The following is a 15,162-nucleotide window of genomic DNA, read 5'->3' as shown; positions in this document are numbered from 1 at the left end:
TTCGTTCTCCTCAAAGGACCATCTCGATCGCCGAGGCGACGAGCATCGTGGTCGGGTCGATGCCGTAGACATAACCATCGCTGTAGCGATACATCATGTCGGGCGTGTCGTAGTAACGGTCACGGTAGCCGTAAGGCACGTTATAGACGCTGTAGCCCGACGGCATCGGCTGCCCGATGTTGAAGGTGTCTCCGGTCAGCAGCGCCGCGATCGAGGTGATCGCGGCCGTTTCCGGATCGACGCGATAGAGCACGTTGTCGGCATAGCGATAGCTGCCGACAGGGCCGAGCCCGTAATAGCTCTCGTAGTAGTCAGGCACGGGCTGGTAGTCGAACCAAGTCGGCCAGACGTTACCGGTGGCCAGCGCGCCGCCCAGCAGCGGGTAGTATCCCAGGATCCGGCCCGCGTCCGAAATGCGGACGAGGTTGTTGTCGTAATAGCGATAGCGACCGCCGATAAGGCCGGGCAGGCGCCACCAGTTCGCCTGGTCGTAATCGTAATCGCCCCGCTTCACGAGACCGGGCGGGTTGCAGCCGTTGTCCTTCTTGGCAAGACCCGGAGGGCACCCGTCGATCAGGCCGTAGCTGCGGGCCATGCCGTCCCGGTCCGAATAGCGGAAACGGTCTTCACGAACGTATTCGCGGCCATTGTAGCGGACGACTTGCCCGTCGCCGCGCATGTCCTTTGCGGCTGCGCCCTTGACCTTGTCGTTGCCATTTCCATTACCGTTGCCGTTCGCGCGCACGACCCTGGCGTCGTTGCCACGTTCGGGCTTGATGCGGTCGTTGCCGGCATTGCCGTTGCCGCGCATCGCATCCCCGCCGCGATCCGCCTTGGCGTTGCCATTGCCATTGGACTTGGCGTTGCCATTGGCCTTCTCGTTGCCGCCAGCCTGGGCCACGCGGACGGGGCCTTCGTTGCGGGGCTTGCCATTGCCCTTGTCGCCGCCGCCCCGGTCCATGCTGGCCTGGGGCTTGCCGCCACCTTGTTTGTCCGGCCCGTTGCCGTTGCCCGGCTGGGCCGCTGCGCTGCCGGCGGCCAAAGCGACCGCGGCAACGCCCATCAGGAAGTTACGCATCGAATGTCTCCTTTTGCCCGCTTAACGGCGGGCATGCCGCACCGTTCCGCAAATGCGACGGACCGGTTGACCGCGGCAGGACGAGTCGAGGGCGCGACGGGACGGGCAGAACCCGCTGAACGCGCCGTTTAGCGCGGGTTCAGCCGACTGTGACGGAGACTTTCAATCGGCGGTCAGGTCGTAAGTCACGATCCCGCGTGGCCGGGCCTGCCGCCCGGTCCAGCGTTCGTGGCGCAGCGAGCGTTCGGCATCCTTTCGCCCCGCGGTCCAGTGCTCGTCGATGGTGTATCGGGAAAACTCGTAGTCCTTGGAATGGCTGCCGGTCATCTCGGTGCGATTGATCAGGTGCATGATCGAGATGCCGCCGTGGCTGGGCAGGTTGGCCAGAAACTGCGCATCGGGATCGTCCTGCAGCTCGGGCGGCAGTTTCCTCACCAGCCTGCGCGCGGCCTGGCGCAGCTTTTCCATCTGCTTGTTGAGATCGGTGTTGAGACGGGTGCGGCTGGAATAGCGGATGTCCTTTTCGCGCTGCAACGCATCGGGCAGGGTCTGCGGCATGGCCCCGCGCGCGCTGAACAGGTCGACCTGGAAGATGGTGAGCCCGCCATCAGGACTGCTGTCGAGGACGTACTGCAGCGGGGTGTTCGAGACGAGGCCTCCGTCCCAGTAGGGTTCGCCGTCGATGAACACCGGCGGGAAGCCCGGCGGCAGCGCGCCGCTCGCCATGATGTGTGCCGGGCCGATGCAGCAGGAGCGATTGTCGAAATAGATGAAGTTGCCGGTCAGCACGTGGACCGCGCCGACGCTAAGGCGGACGCCGCCCGGTGCGTTGAGATAGTCGAAATCGATGAGGTCGAGCAGGGTGCGGCGCAGCGGCGCGGTATCGTAGAAGCTGATCGCGCCGTCCTTCGCCACGTTGCTGTCGGGCCAGAACATGGCGGGCGGAATCCAGCGCGGCTCGAAGAAGCCGGGTATGCCGATCATCGCCACGGTCGCGGCGCTCATCTCGTTGAACCAGCGCCGCGCCTCGCCGTCCCGGGCAGGAGCGGGCCAAGTCACGCGGCTGGAGGCGAGATTCCAGAACGCGCGCAGCCGTTCCAGCCGCCGTTCGGGCGGGTTTCCGGCGACGATGGCGGCATTGATCGCGCCGATCGAAATGCCGGCGACCCAGCCGGGTTCGGTGCCATCGGCACAAAGCGCCTCGAACACCCCGGCCTGATACGACCCGAGCGCTCCGCCGCCCTGCAGGACGAGGACGGTACTTTCGTCGGCAGGCTCGCGCGCGGGGTCTGATGTCATGAGCGGAATATGGCCTGTCGATGGTGCATTGCAACATGCGGCGCGCCCGTGTGCGAACTCGGCGCGCCGAGCGGATGCGAAAAGGGCGCCCGGTTGCCCGGACGCCCCTTCGTCTTGTCTTGGGCCGAACGGCTTACGACGAGTAATACATGTCGAATTCGACCGGGCTCGGCGTCATTTCGAACTTGTAGACGTCTTCCCACTTCAGCTCGATGTAGGCTTCGATCTGGTCCTTGGTGAACACGCCGCCTTCGAGCAGGAAGTCGTGGTCCGCGGCCAGCGAATCCAGCGCCTCGCGCAGCGAACCGCACACGGTCGGGACCTGGGCGAGTTCCGCGGGCGGCAGATCGTACAGGTTCTTGTCCATCGCGTCGCCGGGGTGGATCTTGTTCTTGATGCCGTCGATGCCCGCCATCAGCAGCGCCGCGAACGACAGGTAGGGGTTCGCCAGCGGATCCGGGAAGCGGAACTCGACGCGCTTGGCCTTTTCACCCGCACCGTAGGGGATGCGGCACGAAGCCGAGCGGTTGCGGGCCGAATAGGCCAGCAGCACGGGGGCCTCGAAGCCCGGGACGAGGCGCTTGTAGCTGTTCGTGGTCGGGTTGGTGAAGGCATTGAGCGCCTTGGCGTGCTTGATGACGCCGCCGATGTAGTAGAGGCAGTTGTCCGACAGGCCGGCATAGCCGTTGCCGGCGAAGGTCGGCTTGCCCTTGCTCCAGATCGACATGTGGGTGTGCATGCCCGATCCGTTGTCTTCCTTGATAGGCTTGGGCATGAAGGTCGCGGTCTTGCCGTAGGCCTGCGCCACCATCTGCACGACGTACTTGTAGATCTGCACGCGGTCGGCGGTTTCGGTCAGCGTGCCGAACGTGATGCCGAGCTCGTGCTGCGCGGAGGCAACCTCGTGGTGGTGCTTGTCCATCGGCAGGCCCATTTCGACGAGGGTCGAGACCATCTCGCCGCGGATGTCCATGCAGCTGTCCACCGGCGGAACGGGGAAGTAGCCGCCCTTGGCGCGCGGACGGTGGCCGAGGTTGCCGCCTTCGTAGGACTTGTTGGTGTTGGTCGGCAGTTCGATGTCGTCGATCTTGTAGCCGTAGCCGTCGTAGCCCGAGTAGAACTTCACGTCGTCGAACATGAAGAATTCGGGTTCGGGGCCGACGTAGACGGTGTCGCCGAGGCCGGTCGACTTCAGGAACTCCTCGGCGCGCTTGGCGGTCGAACGCGGGTCGCGCGAGTAGAGTTCGCCGGTCGAGGGTTCGACGATGTCGCAGAAGAGGACCATCATCGGGGTGGCCGAGAACGGATCGATGTAGGCGGCGTCAAGGTCGGGCTTGAGGATCATGTCCGACTCGTTAATCGCCTTCCAGCCCTCGATCGACGAACCGTCGAACATCAGGCCCTGCTCAAGCTGATCCTCGTCCAGCGGGCCGGCGAGCATCTGGAGGTGCTGCCACTTGCCCTTGGGGTCGGTGAAACGGAGATCGACCCACTCGATCTCTTCGTCCTTGATCCTTTTGAGGATGTCCTTTGCAGAGGCCATGTTCATACCTTTCGACTTGGAAGTGCCCGGCCCATGCCGGGGGATGGCATCACGGATGGGGCCGGTCTGCCCCGCGGTGAAAATCAGACGGCGTCGGCGTCACGCTCGCCGGTGCGGATGCGGATGGCGGTCTCGATCGTGGAGACGAAGATCTTGCCGTCGCCAATACGCCCGGTCTGCGCCGCTCCGGCGATCGCCTCGATCACGCGGTCGGCCAATTCCTCGGCCACGACCACCTCGAGCTTAACCTTCGGCAGGAAGTCGACGACGTATTCGGCGCCGCGATAGAGTTCGGTGTGCCCCTTCTGGCGGCCGAAGCCCTTTGCCTCGAGCACGGTTATCCCGGTGACGCCGACTTCGTGCAGCGCCTCCTTCACCTCGTCGAGCTTGAACGGCTTGATGATCGCTTCGATCTTCTTCACGTCGGTACTTCTTGCGCCCCCGCGTCCTGTACGATCCCGTTGCCGGGCGCCGTTCGGTGGGTTTCCCGCCCCTCGAACCCCGTGCGCCGATGCAGCGGTATCACCAATGTTTTACAAGAATCGTGCCACTCTTGCGTGCGGCGCAACTTAGGCGATGGATGTACCCGGCGAAAGGGGAAAGCGGCCCGGAAAAGCGCATTTTGCTGCACAATTTGCCGCATCCGCGAAACGATCCGTCCGCGCTGTCTGCCCGGTGGGCAATTATTGCTCAAATATAAGGCGATGCCCAAAAAAAGGGCAGTACATCCGAGCCCGATTCAGCGATCGAGGCGCAGGCCGGCATCGGCGGGAAGGCCCGCCATGACGTTGAGATTCTGCAGCGCCGCGCCGCTCGCTCCCTTGCCGAGGTTGTCGAGCACCGCGATCAGGCGCGCCTGCTCTCCCCTGGCGCCGCCGAAGACGTAGAGGTCGATCCCGTCCCACGGCGCCATCGTCGCGGGCAGCAGCAATTCGCCCATCGCCGGATCGGGCGCGCGGACGGTAACGATCGGGCTGCCGGCGTAGAAGCCCGAGAGGGCGTTGCGCAGCGTGTCGGCATCGTGGCCGATGTAGGCGGACGCGGGCAGCGCGACCTCCACGATCATGCCGCGGAAGGTCGGCAGGACGGCGGGCGAGAACAGCGGCTCGCGCGCAAGGCCGGCGTGGACCTTCATCTCGGGCAGGTGCTTGTGCCCGCCGGCCAGGCCATAGGCGCGGAAGCTGGGTGCGGTGGCACGAGCGTCGTCGGCCCCTTCGTAGCGCTCGATCAGCGCCTTGCCGCCGCCCGAATAGCCCGACACCGCATGGCAGCCGTAAGGCCAGTCTGCGGGGATCAGCCCGGCGCGGACCAGCGGCGCGACGAGCGCGAGGAAGCCGGTGGGATAGCAGCCGGGGTTCGATACGAAGCGCGCCTCGCGCACCGCCGCTTCGCCGACCAGTTCGGGAAAGCCGTAGGTCCAGCCGTCCGCGACGCGGTGCGCGGTCGATGCGTCGATGACCCGCGTGCGATCGTTGCGGATCATCCCGACAGCGGCCACCGCCGCTTCATCGGGAAGGCACAGGATCGCGAAGTCCGCATCGTTCAGCAATTCGGCCCGCGCCGCGTCGTCCTTGCGCCGGTCGTCGGGCAGGGTCAGCACCGTGAAATCGGCACGGCTGGCGAGCCGCTCGGCAATTTCGAGGCCGGTTGTGCCGGCGGCACCGTCGATAAAGACGCTGGCGGTCATCAGGCAGGATCCCCTTCGGCGGCAAGCGCGTCGAGCGGCAGGTAACCGACGATGCCGTCGCCGCCCACCACGCCCCAGGCCCACCGGCCCGCGATGTCGAGAACGTCGAACACCGTGCCTGCCTCGATCTCGGCAAGGTGCGCGGCATCGGTGCGCGCGGCGGCCAGCAGCGAGGCGGCGGCGGTCGCGACATGGCGCATCGGCACCGCGTAGTGGGGCACGAAGACCTCTCCCGCCAGGCGGATGTGCGCCAGGTCGCCGCGCACCGGCAGGCAGGCATCGCGCGCATGGCGCGAGGGTCCAGCGAGGGCATAGCTCGAAAACTGGGGAACGGCGGGGGACTTGTCGGTCAAGGCGGTGGTTTGCGATCTTGTCAGTGCGAGAGAGGGGCGCTTAAACCGCGCGGCAGGCTGAGGCAAGGCGGCAGATGGTCGCGGCCCCCATGCGGCCCGCTCGGCGACCGTCAGTCCGGGTATCGCGCCTGCAACATGTGCCATGCGGCCCTGAGCCCCAGTGCCGCGCCGCCCTTGGGCCGTCCCGGCTTGGCGGCGGGGCGCCAGGCAAAGGTATCGAAGTGTGCCCAGTCGATCCCGTCGCCGACGAACCGGTCGAGGAACAGCGCCGCCGTCGTCGCCCCGGCGAACCCGCCCGAGGCCGAGTTGACGAGGTCGGCGATGTCGCTGGCCATCATCTCGCGGTACCCTTCGTGCAGCGGCAGCCGCCAGACCGGATCGTCATGCGCGGTTCCGGCATCGAGCAGCGCCTGCGCCGTAGCGTCCTCGCGCGCGAAAAGGCCGGGCAGATCGGGGCCGAGCGCGACCCGGGCCGCACCGGTCAGCGTGGCGAAATCGAGGATCAGGCCCGCGCCGTCCTCGCTCGCCTTGGCCAGCGCGTCGCCCAGCACCAGCCGCCCTTCGGCATCGGTATTGGTGATCTCGACCGTCAGGCCCTTGCGGCTTTTCAGCACGTCGCCGGGGCGGAAGGCGTTGCCCGCCACTGCGTTCTCCACCGCCGGGACGAGCAGGTGCAGCCGCACCTTCAACCGCTGACCCATGATGAGGCGGGCAAGGGCGAGGGCATGCGCCGCGCCGCCCATGTCCTTTTTCATCAGCGCCATCGAACTGCCGGTCTTGATGTCCAGTCCACCCGAATCGAAGCAGACCCCCTTGCCGACCACGGCGAGGCGCGGCGCATCCTCGGCGCCCCATTCCAGCTCGATCAGGCGCGGCGCATGGCTGCGCGCCGCCGCCCGGCCCACGGCATGGACCATGGGGAAGCCTTTTTCGAGAGCATCGCCGCGCGTCACGGTCAGCTTCGCGCCGAATTCCCGGGCAAGGTCGGCGGCAACCGCCTCCAGCTGTTCCGGCCCCATGTCCTCTGCCGGCACGTTGACGAGATCGCGCACCATGGCGGTGGCCTCCGCTTCGGCCTCGGCGGCGGGGATGGCGGCGGCGTCCTGCGTCAGCAGCACGCGCGGGCCTTCGGCCTCCTTGTCGTCCTTGTAACGGGTGAAGCGGTATTGCGCCGTCTGCCAGCCGTAGAGCGCCGGCCCCGTGGGTCCGCCGACGCGGCGATACGTACCCGCCGGCAGCGCTTCGGCCAGCTTGGCGAGGCACCAGCTCGACAGTTCGTCCGGGTCCGCGACCCCGCCGACCGCGAACCAGCCCGGTCCGTCCTTGGCACTGTCGGGCACGATCGCGGTCTGGTATCCCTTGCCGATGAACTTCTGTGCTGCCAGCGCCGCGCGTTGCGGCGCGGACAGCGTCCTGGCCCAGGCTTCGAAGCCGTCGGTGTTGACGAGGTGGATGGCGATGGCGTCCTGCCCCCGGTCGGGCTGGATCAGCGCGGTCTTGTCGGTCATGGTGTCTGCGTTAGCCGTTTGGAGAACCCGATTGCGAGGGAAAAATAGGATGATGGTCGCATCATCGGCGCTGGCGGGGTTGGCCCTGTCGCTCGCGGCCTGCGGTTCCGAGGGGGACCGGGACGAACCGCGGCAGGAGGCGAGAGGGTCCGGCGGCGATGCTGCCACCGCCGCATCGGCTCCTGCGCCGACGCCCGCCCTGTCCGGCAAGGCCTTCGCGCAGAAAGTGACGCTGGGCGATAACGGCAGGTTCCAGTTCGAATACACCTGGCCCGCCGCAGCCGACGCGATCTCCGTTCTGCGGCAAAGGCTCGATGCCGAACGCCAGGCCGCTTTCGATGAGAACAAGGGCGAATGGCAAAAGGCCGAAGCGGACAGTCCGCCCGATTGCGTTCCGTGTCGCAGCCGGGCCTATCACAAGGAGTGGCAGATCGTCACCGACCTTCCTCGCTACCTGTCTCTTTCCGCCAGCATCTACACCTACACCGGCGGCGCGCACGGCGGCACGGTCTTCGACGCGCTGGTCTGGGACCGCGCGGCGGGCAAGGCGATCGAGCCGATCGACATGTTCAGGTCCGCCGCATCGCTCGATACCGCCACGCAAGGCCCGTTCTGCGCCGCGCTGGACAAGGAACGGGCACGCCGGCGGGGCAGCTTGCCGAAGGAGGCGAGGCCCAGCGACCCGTTCTATGCCTGCATCGAACCCGTCGCCAACTCGACGGTGATCCTGGGCTCCGCCAAGGGGCGAGCCTTCGACCGGATCGGATTCCTCATCCCCGCCTACAACGCCGGTCCTTATGCCGAGGGAATCTACGAGATCACCCTGCCGGTGACGCCCGCCATCCTCGACGCGATCAGGCCGGAGTACCGGGCCGCCTTCGAACTGCGCTGAATCGAGCCGGCCGGGCCGGGCGGCGCGCGCCCCCTCGCAATTGCGGGGGCGAGGCGCTACATGGGCAGGCATGACGGAATACATGGTTGTCGACGAACACGACATGCTGCCGCGCGACGGCACGATCAAGCTGCACGGCCCCGCCGCCTTCGAAGGCATGCGCAGGGCCGGGCGACTGGCGGCGGAAATCCTCGACGCGATGGTGCCGCTGATCCGCCCCGGCGTGACGACGGCGCAGATCGACGACGAGGTCCGCCGCCTGACGCTGGCGGGCGGCGCGGTGCCCGCGACGATGGGTTATCGCGGCTATGCCCATTCCTGCTGCATCTCGATCAATCATGTCGTGTGCCACGGCATCCCGGGTCCGAAGGCGCTGAAGGAAGGCGACATCCTCAACATCGACGTGACCCCGCTGCTCGACGGCTGGCACGGCGATTCCAGCCGGATGTACATCGTCGGCGACGCGCCGCTGAAGGCGAAGCGGCTGGTCGATGTCACTTACGAATGCCTGATGATCGGCATCGAGATGGCCCGCCCGGGCAACCGGCTGGGCGACATCGGCGCGGCGATCCAGCGCCATGCCGAAAGCCAGCGCTACGGCGTCGTGCGCGACTTCTGCGGCCACGGCCTTGGCCGGCTGTTCCATGATGCGCCCGAAGTGATCCACGCCGGCCGCCCCGGAACCGGGCCTGAACTGCGCCCCGGCATGTTCTTTACCATCGAGCCGATGATCAACCTGGGCAAGCCGGCGGTAAAGCTGCTGGAGGACGGCTGGACGGCGGTGACGCGCGACCGTTCGCTGTCGGCGCAGTTCGAGCATTCCATCGGCATTACCGAGGACGGCTGCGAGATCTTTACCAAGAGCCCGACCGGGCTGGACAAGCCGCCCTACTGATCGAGCGGGCGCATTCGCCAGCCCTCTAAACGCCCGCCCCTTACACGAAAGTGCCCCGGTGCTGCGCGGCACCGGGGCTTCTCCTCTCCGAACCCTTGGGCAGGCGCGCGGCCTTCCCGAAATCTGTTCGCGACCCTCAGTCCTCGGGCGCGATGGTAACCTTCAGCCCATCCAGATCGGCGTTAAGCGGGATCTGGCAGGAAAGGCGCGAAGTCTCGTTGCGGTGGTCCGAACTGTCGAGCAGGTCGTCCTCGTCCTCGCTCAGCGCCGGCAGCTTGTCGGCGAAGGCGGGGTCGACATAGACGTGGCAGGTGGCGCACGAGCAGCAGCCGCCGCACAGGGCCAGCAATTCGTCGAAGCCGTTGTCGCGGATCGCTTCCATCACCGAAAGACCATCCGCCGCATCGACGGTCGATTCTTCGCCTTCACGGTTCACCACGATCAGCTTGGGCATCGGTAAAGCAATTCCCTGTCGTTGGGGGCAAATCCGGGCCATCCCGTTTTCGCCGGTCGTCGGCGCTGCTAGTGGCTGGAGCACAGATTGGCAAGAGGCATGCTGGCACGGCTTGCCGAACTATTCCGAAAGAGAGGTCGCCGTGGGTCTGACGCGCAAGCAGCTCGAAGCAGGGCTGGACGCCATCGCCGCGAAAGAGCCGGCCATGGCCCGCGCTTTGGCTGCAGTCGGCTATCCGGCGGAACGGATTCGCGAGCGCGGCTATCGCACGATGCTGCGCACCATCGTCGGCCAGCAGGTCTCGGTCGCCGCCGCCGCATCGGTGTGGAACAAGCTGGAGGCCCTGCTGGGCGAGGCGATGCCGCCCGAGGAACTGCTCGCCGCCGAATTCGAAGCGCTGCGGGCCTGCGGACTGTCGCGCCAGAAACAGGGCTATGCCCGCTCGCTGTGCGAGCTGGTGAGTGCGGGCGAGGTCGATTTTGCCCAGCTTCCCCAGGACGACGAGGAGGCGATCGCCGCGCTGACCCGGATCAAGGGCATCGGGCGCTGGTCGGCGGAGATCTATCTGCTCTTTGCCGAAGGGCGCGAGGATATCTGGCCTGCCGGCGACCTTGCCGTCCAGGTCGGCCTCGGCCGCCTGCTGGGTCTTGCCGAAAGGCCGGGCGAGAAGGAAACCCGCGAGCTTGCCGAGCCCTGGCGACCGCATCGCGGCGCGGCGGCGGTGTTCATCTGGCACTACTACCAGAACGCGGCGCTCTAGGGCCGGCGCCGGGCCTGATCCCGCCAAAAGGAATAGCGGCAACGCCGACCGGATGACTCGCAAGCAGGGGCAGGCTACAAGCGCGCCGATGCCTGATCTCCAACCGTTCGAAAAGCAAAGCGCCGAGCACCTGCGGCTGGCTCTCGAAAGCGGCCATATCGGCGTCTGGGAGCTGGACGTCTCAACCGGTCTTGCGGTCAAGAACGAGGCCCACGACAAGATTTTCGGGTTTTACAACCAGAGCCCGGAATGGAGCTACGACCGCTTTCTCGAGCATGTCGCCGAAGGCGAGCGGAGCAGGGTCGACGCCTTGCAGAAAGCCGCCATCGCCGGTCGGCAGGCGTGGTCTTTCGAATGCCAGATCCGGACCGCGGCGGGCGAGAACCGCTGGATCAAGGCGTCCGGACGCCCGATCTTCGCCGCGGACGGGACGATGACCAGCCTGATCGGCCAGGTCGTCGACATCACCGAATCGAAGCAGAACGAGGCGCGGCTCCGGCTTATCACCGAGGAACTGAACCACCGGGTCCGCAACATGCTCGCGATGATCACCTCGATGATCAGGCTGACGGCGCGCGGGGCGGAGGATGTCACCGGCTTTGCGCAGGCACTCGAAGGAAGGGTCGGCGCCCTGTCGCGGACGCAGAACCTGCTGGTCGGCGACGCGGCGGGCGCGACGATGCCGAGCGCCATACTCGAGATGGAACTGGCCGCGCTCGTCGGCACCCGCCGCCAGGTCGAGGTCCTGGTCGAGGAAGAGGCGCGTCTGGGCGCATCGGCCGGCCAGGGTCTTGCGCTCGTCTTTCACGAATTGCTGACGAACGCGATCAAGTACGGCGCGCTGTCGACGAACCAAGGCACCGTCGCGATCCGCTTCGGGTGCCGGGACGGCCAGGTCGAGATCGACTGGCAGGAGCGCGGCGGGCCGCCGCTGGCACAGCCGCGCGGCAGCGGCTTCGGTTCGATGCTGATCTCGGGCGCGCTCGCCCCTGACGGAACGGTCGAACAGGTCTTCGCCCCCGAAGGGCTGCAATGTTGCATCCGGTTGCGGGCCGCCGCCTAGACAAGCCGGTCGACGCGCAGATGGGCCGCCGCGCCGCGACAGGGTGACAAAGGCGACACGGTGTCACCCTGCCGGTCCGCCTGAAACCCGCAGGAACGCGGCAATTTCGCGGCATGGGCGACGGGTTACACCAGCCGCGCGAGCGGCGGGGTTCTGGCGAGGATATCACAATGGCAAGGAGCGGGATCCCGTTGTGACGGGGCCGCGCGGTGTAGGAAAGCGGTTTGTCGCGCGCGCCTGGTCCCGACCGTTCAGTCCGGCGCGTTGCTGCGGCGCTGGGCCGCGTGGCGGGCGGCGAGATAGCCGAAGGTCGCCGCCGCCGCGATCGTCGCGCCCGCGCCGGGATAGGTCCGCCCGAACGGAGAGCCGCTGCCGTTGCCCGCGGCGTAGAGCCCCTCGATCGGCCTGTCCGCCGCGTCGAGCACGCGGGCGTGGCGGTCGGTGCGCAGCCCGCCGTTGGTGCCGAGGTCGCCGGGCCGGATCACCGCCGCCCAGAACGGGGGGCGGGCAATCTCGCCAAGGCTCGGGTTCGGGCGATGGCCGGGATCGGCCCAGTAGCGGTCGTAAGCGGTCTCGCCGCGCCCGAAGTCCTCGTCCCTGCCCGTCCGGGCAAAGCCGTTGAACCGCGCGACCGTCGCCTCGAGCGCGGCCGGGTCGAGACCGCATCTGGCGGCGAGTTCGCCCAGCGTGTCGGCCTGCACGAGGTATCCGTTCGCCTCCATCTCGGCGCGGACGGCCTTGTCCGAAAGCTCGGCGAAAATGTAGCGCTTGAGGAAGTGCCCATCCATGACCAGCCAGTGGCGTTCGCCGGCGGCGCCATGTTCGTGCATGACCCTGCCGGTGGTCATGTAGGAGCGCGCCTCGTTCATGTAGCGCTCCCCCTTGCCGTTCACGACGATGCTACCCGGCAGCGCCCGCAGGCCGAGCGCCAGCCCATTGCGGTGTTCGTTCACCTGGATCGTCGGCATCCACCAGCAATCGTCGGTCAGCTCGGTGCTCGCCCCCGCCGCCATCGCGACTTGCAGCGCGTCGCCCGTGTCCTCGGCAATCGCGTTGCTCCAGGTGCGGTCGCGCCCTTGCAGTTCGCGGCGCAACGCGGCGTTCTGCGCAAAGCCCCCGGCGGCGAGGAGGACGCCTGCCGGGGCATCGAGCCGTTCGCGCCGGCCCTCGCTTTCGGCGATCACGCCGGTGACGCGGCCGTCCTCGACGACCAGTTCGACGAGGCGGGTCGAGAGGCGCACCGGTATGCCGCGTTCGTCGACGATCTTCATCAGCGCGGCGGCAAGCGCGCGCCCGTTGCCCAACGGTTTCTTGCCCATCAGCTTGCGCACCGCGTGCAGGGCCACGGTCTTCGCCCCCTCCAGCATGAGCGGCAGGCTGGTCTTCGCGCGGGTGAGCGAGCCGAATTGGCCGCTGTGGATCGCCGGCATGTCGACTTCGGCATAGCGCATCGTCGAAAAACGCGGGCCGAGCGTTGCGCCGTCCACCATCGCGGATTCGATGGTGCGCCCGACGCCGCTGCCCGGCATGCCCGGGTAGTAATCGGGATGGTCGGTGGTGCGGAACCAGCGCAGGCCGAGCTTCGCCAGCATGCGGGCCATGTCCGGCGCGTTTTCCAGGAAGGCCTCCGCCTTGGCCGCCACCCGGTCGTCGGCATCCTCGCCGATGAGGGCGCGCAAGTAGTCGCGGGCCGCTTCGGGCGAATCGCTCGCGCCCTGCTTGCGCATCAGGTCGTTGTTGGGAATCCACAGCACGCCACCGGACGTGGCGGTCGTGCCGCCCCAGCGGTCGGCCTTTTCGATGACGATCGGCCGCAGGCCCCGCAGACTGGCGGTGATCGCGCCCAGCAATCCCGCCGCCCCCGTGCCGACGACGACGAAGTCGAAGGTCCCTTGCGTTGTGTCGTCCACCGCCATCCTCCCCGGTTCTTCCCGGCGAACGGATTAGTGCAGACGAGCCTCGTTCCGGACTCTGACTTTGGGCAGTGCGGTCGGCCCCGAGCGGTGCCTGCGGCCGGGGCTTTCAGGCGCGCGCGAAGCCGTTATGCGGCAGCGAATCGCGTCGCGACCCGTCGCAGAATTGAGGCGGACCTGCCTTAATCCCGCTCGGTTCATCGCAGGGTCGGCTCTGCCTGTCCGTGAAATCGCGGCCAATCGGCGACCGGTTCATTAACAGGCAATGTTAACCACAACAGCCTCCTGCGCGCTGTGCGACGTCCCTTGTCGCATCACACCAACCAGGCGGGGCCGGCGAGGCCTGTTCCGCTGCCGGCCACGTCAGTTCCGGGGGGCAGCCCGGGCGCTTACGACAGGGGGGCGGGCGAGACGAATTCGAATGAACTGGAGCACCCGAACGATGAACTTCCTCAAGACGACGACGCCGATCCTCCTGGCTGCAACGATGCTGGCGGTCCCCGCCGTGCACGCCCAGAATGCCGAGGACGGCACCCTCACCACCGTCTACGGCGAATACGCGCCCGATCCGTCGCAGATGACCGAGGGCCCCGACGTGGACGGCGTGATCGTCGCGCGCATGGGCGACAAGATGAAGGTGCGCACCGAAACCGGCGACCGCATCATCGCGATCAACGACGCGACCGAGATCAAGGCCAAGGGCGGCTTCCTCGGCCTTAACTCCAAGACCCAGCTGGCCTCCTCGCTGTTCAACGGCCTGCCCATCGAGGTGAAGACCAAGCAGGCGGGCAACTACCTGCTTGCCACGTCGATCAAGATGAAGAGCGACGATCTCAAGACCGCGTCGATGATCTTCAACGGCACCGACCAGCGCTTCACCAGCAACGAGGCCGCGACCGAGGCGCTCAAGGGCCGGATGGGCGACATCGACCAGTACAACATCAAGGGCACCACCAACGTCAACTTCGACACCGGCAAGGCCAACCTGACCGACGATGCCAAGCAGGCGCTCTGCTCGGCGGCGAGCCAGGCCGAAGCCATGGACAACGCCCTGCTGCTGGTCGTCGGCTACACCGATTCGCGCGGCAGCGAGGAATACAACCAGATGCTGAGCGAAAAGCGCGCCAGCAGCGTGGTGAACTACCTGCAGCAGGCCTGCGGCTGGAAGCCGTACCGCATGCTGACCCCGACCGGCATGTCGGAATCCGATCCGGCCGCGCCGAACGACAGCGACGAAGGCATGGCGCAGAACCGCCGCGTCGCGGTCAACATCCTGGTCAGCAAGGCCGTCGACGGCCTCTGAGCGAGAGCATCGCGGACCCGCTGAGGGTCGCAGATCGGGGGGGCGGGCTTCGGCTCGCCCCTCTTTCGTTGTGCGACGGTCGTTGCGCGTCAGAGCAGCGCCGACACGGCCCGCGCCATCGAGATGTCGCGCGCGGACACGCCGCCCGCGTCGTGGGTGGTCAGGGTGATGTCCACCCGGTTCCACACGTTGCACCATTCGGGGTGATGGTCGCTCTTTTCCGCGATCAGCGCGACGCGGGTCATGAAGGCGAACGCCTCGCTGAAATCGGCGAACGCGAACGTGCGCACGATGGCCAGCGCATCGCCGCGCAGTTCCCATCCATCCAGATCCGCCACCGCGCCGTGCAGCGCATCGCCGGTCAGCCGTTCCACCACTGGTCCATCCTTCGTCTTGGCAGTCATGCGCGAAGTG

Annotated in this window: 15 protein-coding genes; 5 read left to right on the top strand and 10 right to left on the bottom strand. The window is 67.1% G+C overall.

All coding sequences use genetic code 11. From position 1 onward, the window contains the following. Nucleotides 1–10 precede the first annotated feature (10 nt). The 7 genes from J2X37_RS04630 to J2X37_RS04600 form a co-directional block, all read right to left on the bottom strand. Complete coding sequence (locus J2X37_RS04630) at nt 11–1,078, bottom strand: hypothetical protein (protein ID WP_310018329.1); 1,068 nt, start codon at nt 1,076–1,078, stop codon at nt 11–13. Between the two features lie 162 nt (nt 1,079–1,240). After that, complete coding sequence (locus J2X37_RS04625; protein ID WP_310018327.1) at nt 1,241–2,377, bottom strand: patatin-like phospholipase family protein; 1,137 nt, start codon at nt 2,375–2,377, stop codon at nt 1,241–1,243. Between the two features lie 133 nt (nt 2,378–2,510). Next, complete coding sequence (glnA, locus tag J2X37_RS04620) at nt 2,511–3,920, bottom strand: type I glutamate--ammonia ligase (protein WP_310018326.1); 1,410 nt, start codon at nt 3,918–3,920, stop codon at nt 2,511–2,513. 83 nt (nt 3,921–4,003) lie between these two features. After that, a complete protein-coding gene (locus tag J2X37_RS04615; protein ID WP_310018324.1) occupies nt 4,004–4,342 on the bottom strand; it encodes a P-II family nitrogen regulator in 339 nt (112 codons plus the stop codon). Between the two features lie 317 nt (nt 4,343–4,659). Further along, on the bottom strand, nt 4,660–5,607 hold the full coding sequence (gene argC, locus J2X37_RS04610; protein WP_310018322.1) for an N-acetyl-gamma-glutamyl-phosphate reductase: 948 nt from the start codon (nt 5,605–5,607) through the stop codon (nt 4,660–4,662). Further along, the gene (locus J2X37_RS04605) at nt 5,607–5,960 is read right to left on the bottom strand and encodes an SH3 domain-containing protein (protein WP_310018319.1); all 354 of its coding nucleotides are present in this window, start codon (nt 5,958–5,960) and stop codon (nt 5,607–5,609) included. The genes argC and J2X37_RS04605 overlap by 1 nt, the downstream gene beginning before the upstream one ends. 110 nt (nt 5,961–6,070) lie before the next feature. Next, entirely contained in the window at nt 6,071–7,468 is a 1,398-nt protein-coding gene (locus J2X37_RS04600; protein WP_310018317.1) for a leucyl aminopeptidase family protein, read from the bottom strand. Nucleotides 7,469–7,517: 49 nt separating this feature from the next. On the opposite strand from J2X37_RS04600, the gene J2X37_RS04595 reads away from it, so the two are divergent. Then, the gene (locus tag J2X37_RS04595) at nt 7,518–8,360 is read left to right on the top strand and encodes a PdaC/SigV domain-containing protein (protein WP_310018315.1); all 843 of its coding nucleotides are present in this window, start codon (nt 7,518–7,520) and stop codon (nt 8,358–8,360) included. 70 nt (nt 8,361–8,430) lie between these two features. After that, nucleotides 8,431–9,255 (top strand): type I methionyl aminopeptidase, encoded by an 825-nt coding sequence (map, locus tag J2X37_RS04590; protein WP_310018313.1) that lies wholly within the window; start codon nt 8,431–8,433, stop codon nt 9,253–9,255. Between the two features lie 136 nt (nt 9,256–9,391). On the opposite strand, the gene J2X37_RS04585 is transcribed toward map, so the two are convergent. Then, the gene (locus J2X37_RS04585; RefSeq protein WP_310018311.1) at nt 9,392–9,709 is read right to left on the bottom strand and encodes a 2Fe-2S iron-sulfur cluster-binding protein; all 318 of its coding nucleotides are present in this window, start codon (nt 9,707–9,709) and stop codon (nt 9,392–9,394) included. Nucleotides 9,710–9,851: 142 nt separating this feature from the next. On the opposite strand from J2X37_RS04585, the gene J2X37_RS04580 reads away from it, so the two are divergent. Beyond that, entirely contained in the window at nt 9,852–10,469 is a 618-nt protein-coding gene (locus J2X37_RS04580; protein WP_310019501.1) for a DNA-3-methyladenine glycosylase 2 family protein, read from the top strand. A gap of 88 nt (nt 10,470–10,557) precedes the next feature. Next, the gene (locus tag J2X37_RS04575) at nt 10,558–11,532 is read left to right on the top strand and encodes an HWE histidine kinase domain-containing protein (RefSeq protein WP_310018309.1); all 975 of its coding nucleotides are present in this window, start codon (nt 10,558–10,560) and stop codon (nt 11,530–11,532) included. A 251-nt stretch (nt 11,533–11,783) separates the two neighbouring features. Here the strand turns inward: J2X37_RS04575 and J2X37_RS04570 are convergent, their stop codons facing one another. Beyond that, entirely contained in the window at nt 11,784–13,442 is a 1,659-nt protein-coding gene (locus J2X37_RS04570) for an FAD-binding protein (protein WP_310018306.1), read from the bottom strand. A 445-nt stretch (nt 13,443–13,887) separates the two neighbouring features. Here J2X37_RS04570 and J2X37_RS04565 point away from each other — a divergent pair, with 445 nt between their 5' ends. Further along, nucleotides 13,888–14,748, top strand: coding sequence for an OmpA family protein (locus J2X37_RS04565; RefSeq protein WP_310018305.1), 861 nt, complete (start codon nt 13,888–13,890; stop codon nt 14,746–14,748). An 89-nt stretch (nt 14,749–14,837) separates the two neighbouring features. Here the strand turns inward: J2X37_RS04565 and J2X37_RS04560 are convergent, their stop codons facing one another. Then, nucleotides 14,838–15,152 (bottom strand): 4a-hydroxytetrahydrobiopterin dehydratase, encoded by a 315-nt coding sequence (locus tag J2X37_RS04560; RefSeq protein WP_310018303.1) that lies wholly within the window; start codon nt 15,150–15,152, stop codon nt 14,838–14,840. Nucleotides 15,153–15,162: the final 10 nt, after the last annotated feature.

Source organism: Croceicoccus sp. BE223 (assembly GCF_031457155.1).
Lineage (GTDB): Bacteria > Pseudomonadota > Alphaproteobacteria > Sphingomonadales > Sphingomonadaceae > Croceicoccus.
The sequence above is the reverse complement of the archived record's forward strand: the minus strand, read 5'-3'. Positions and strand labels throughout refer to the sequence as shown.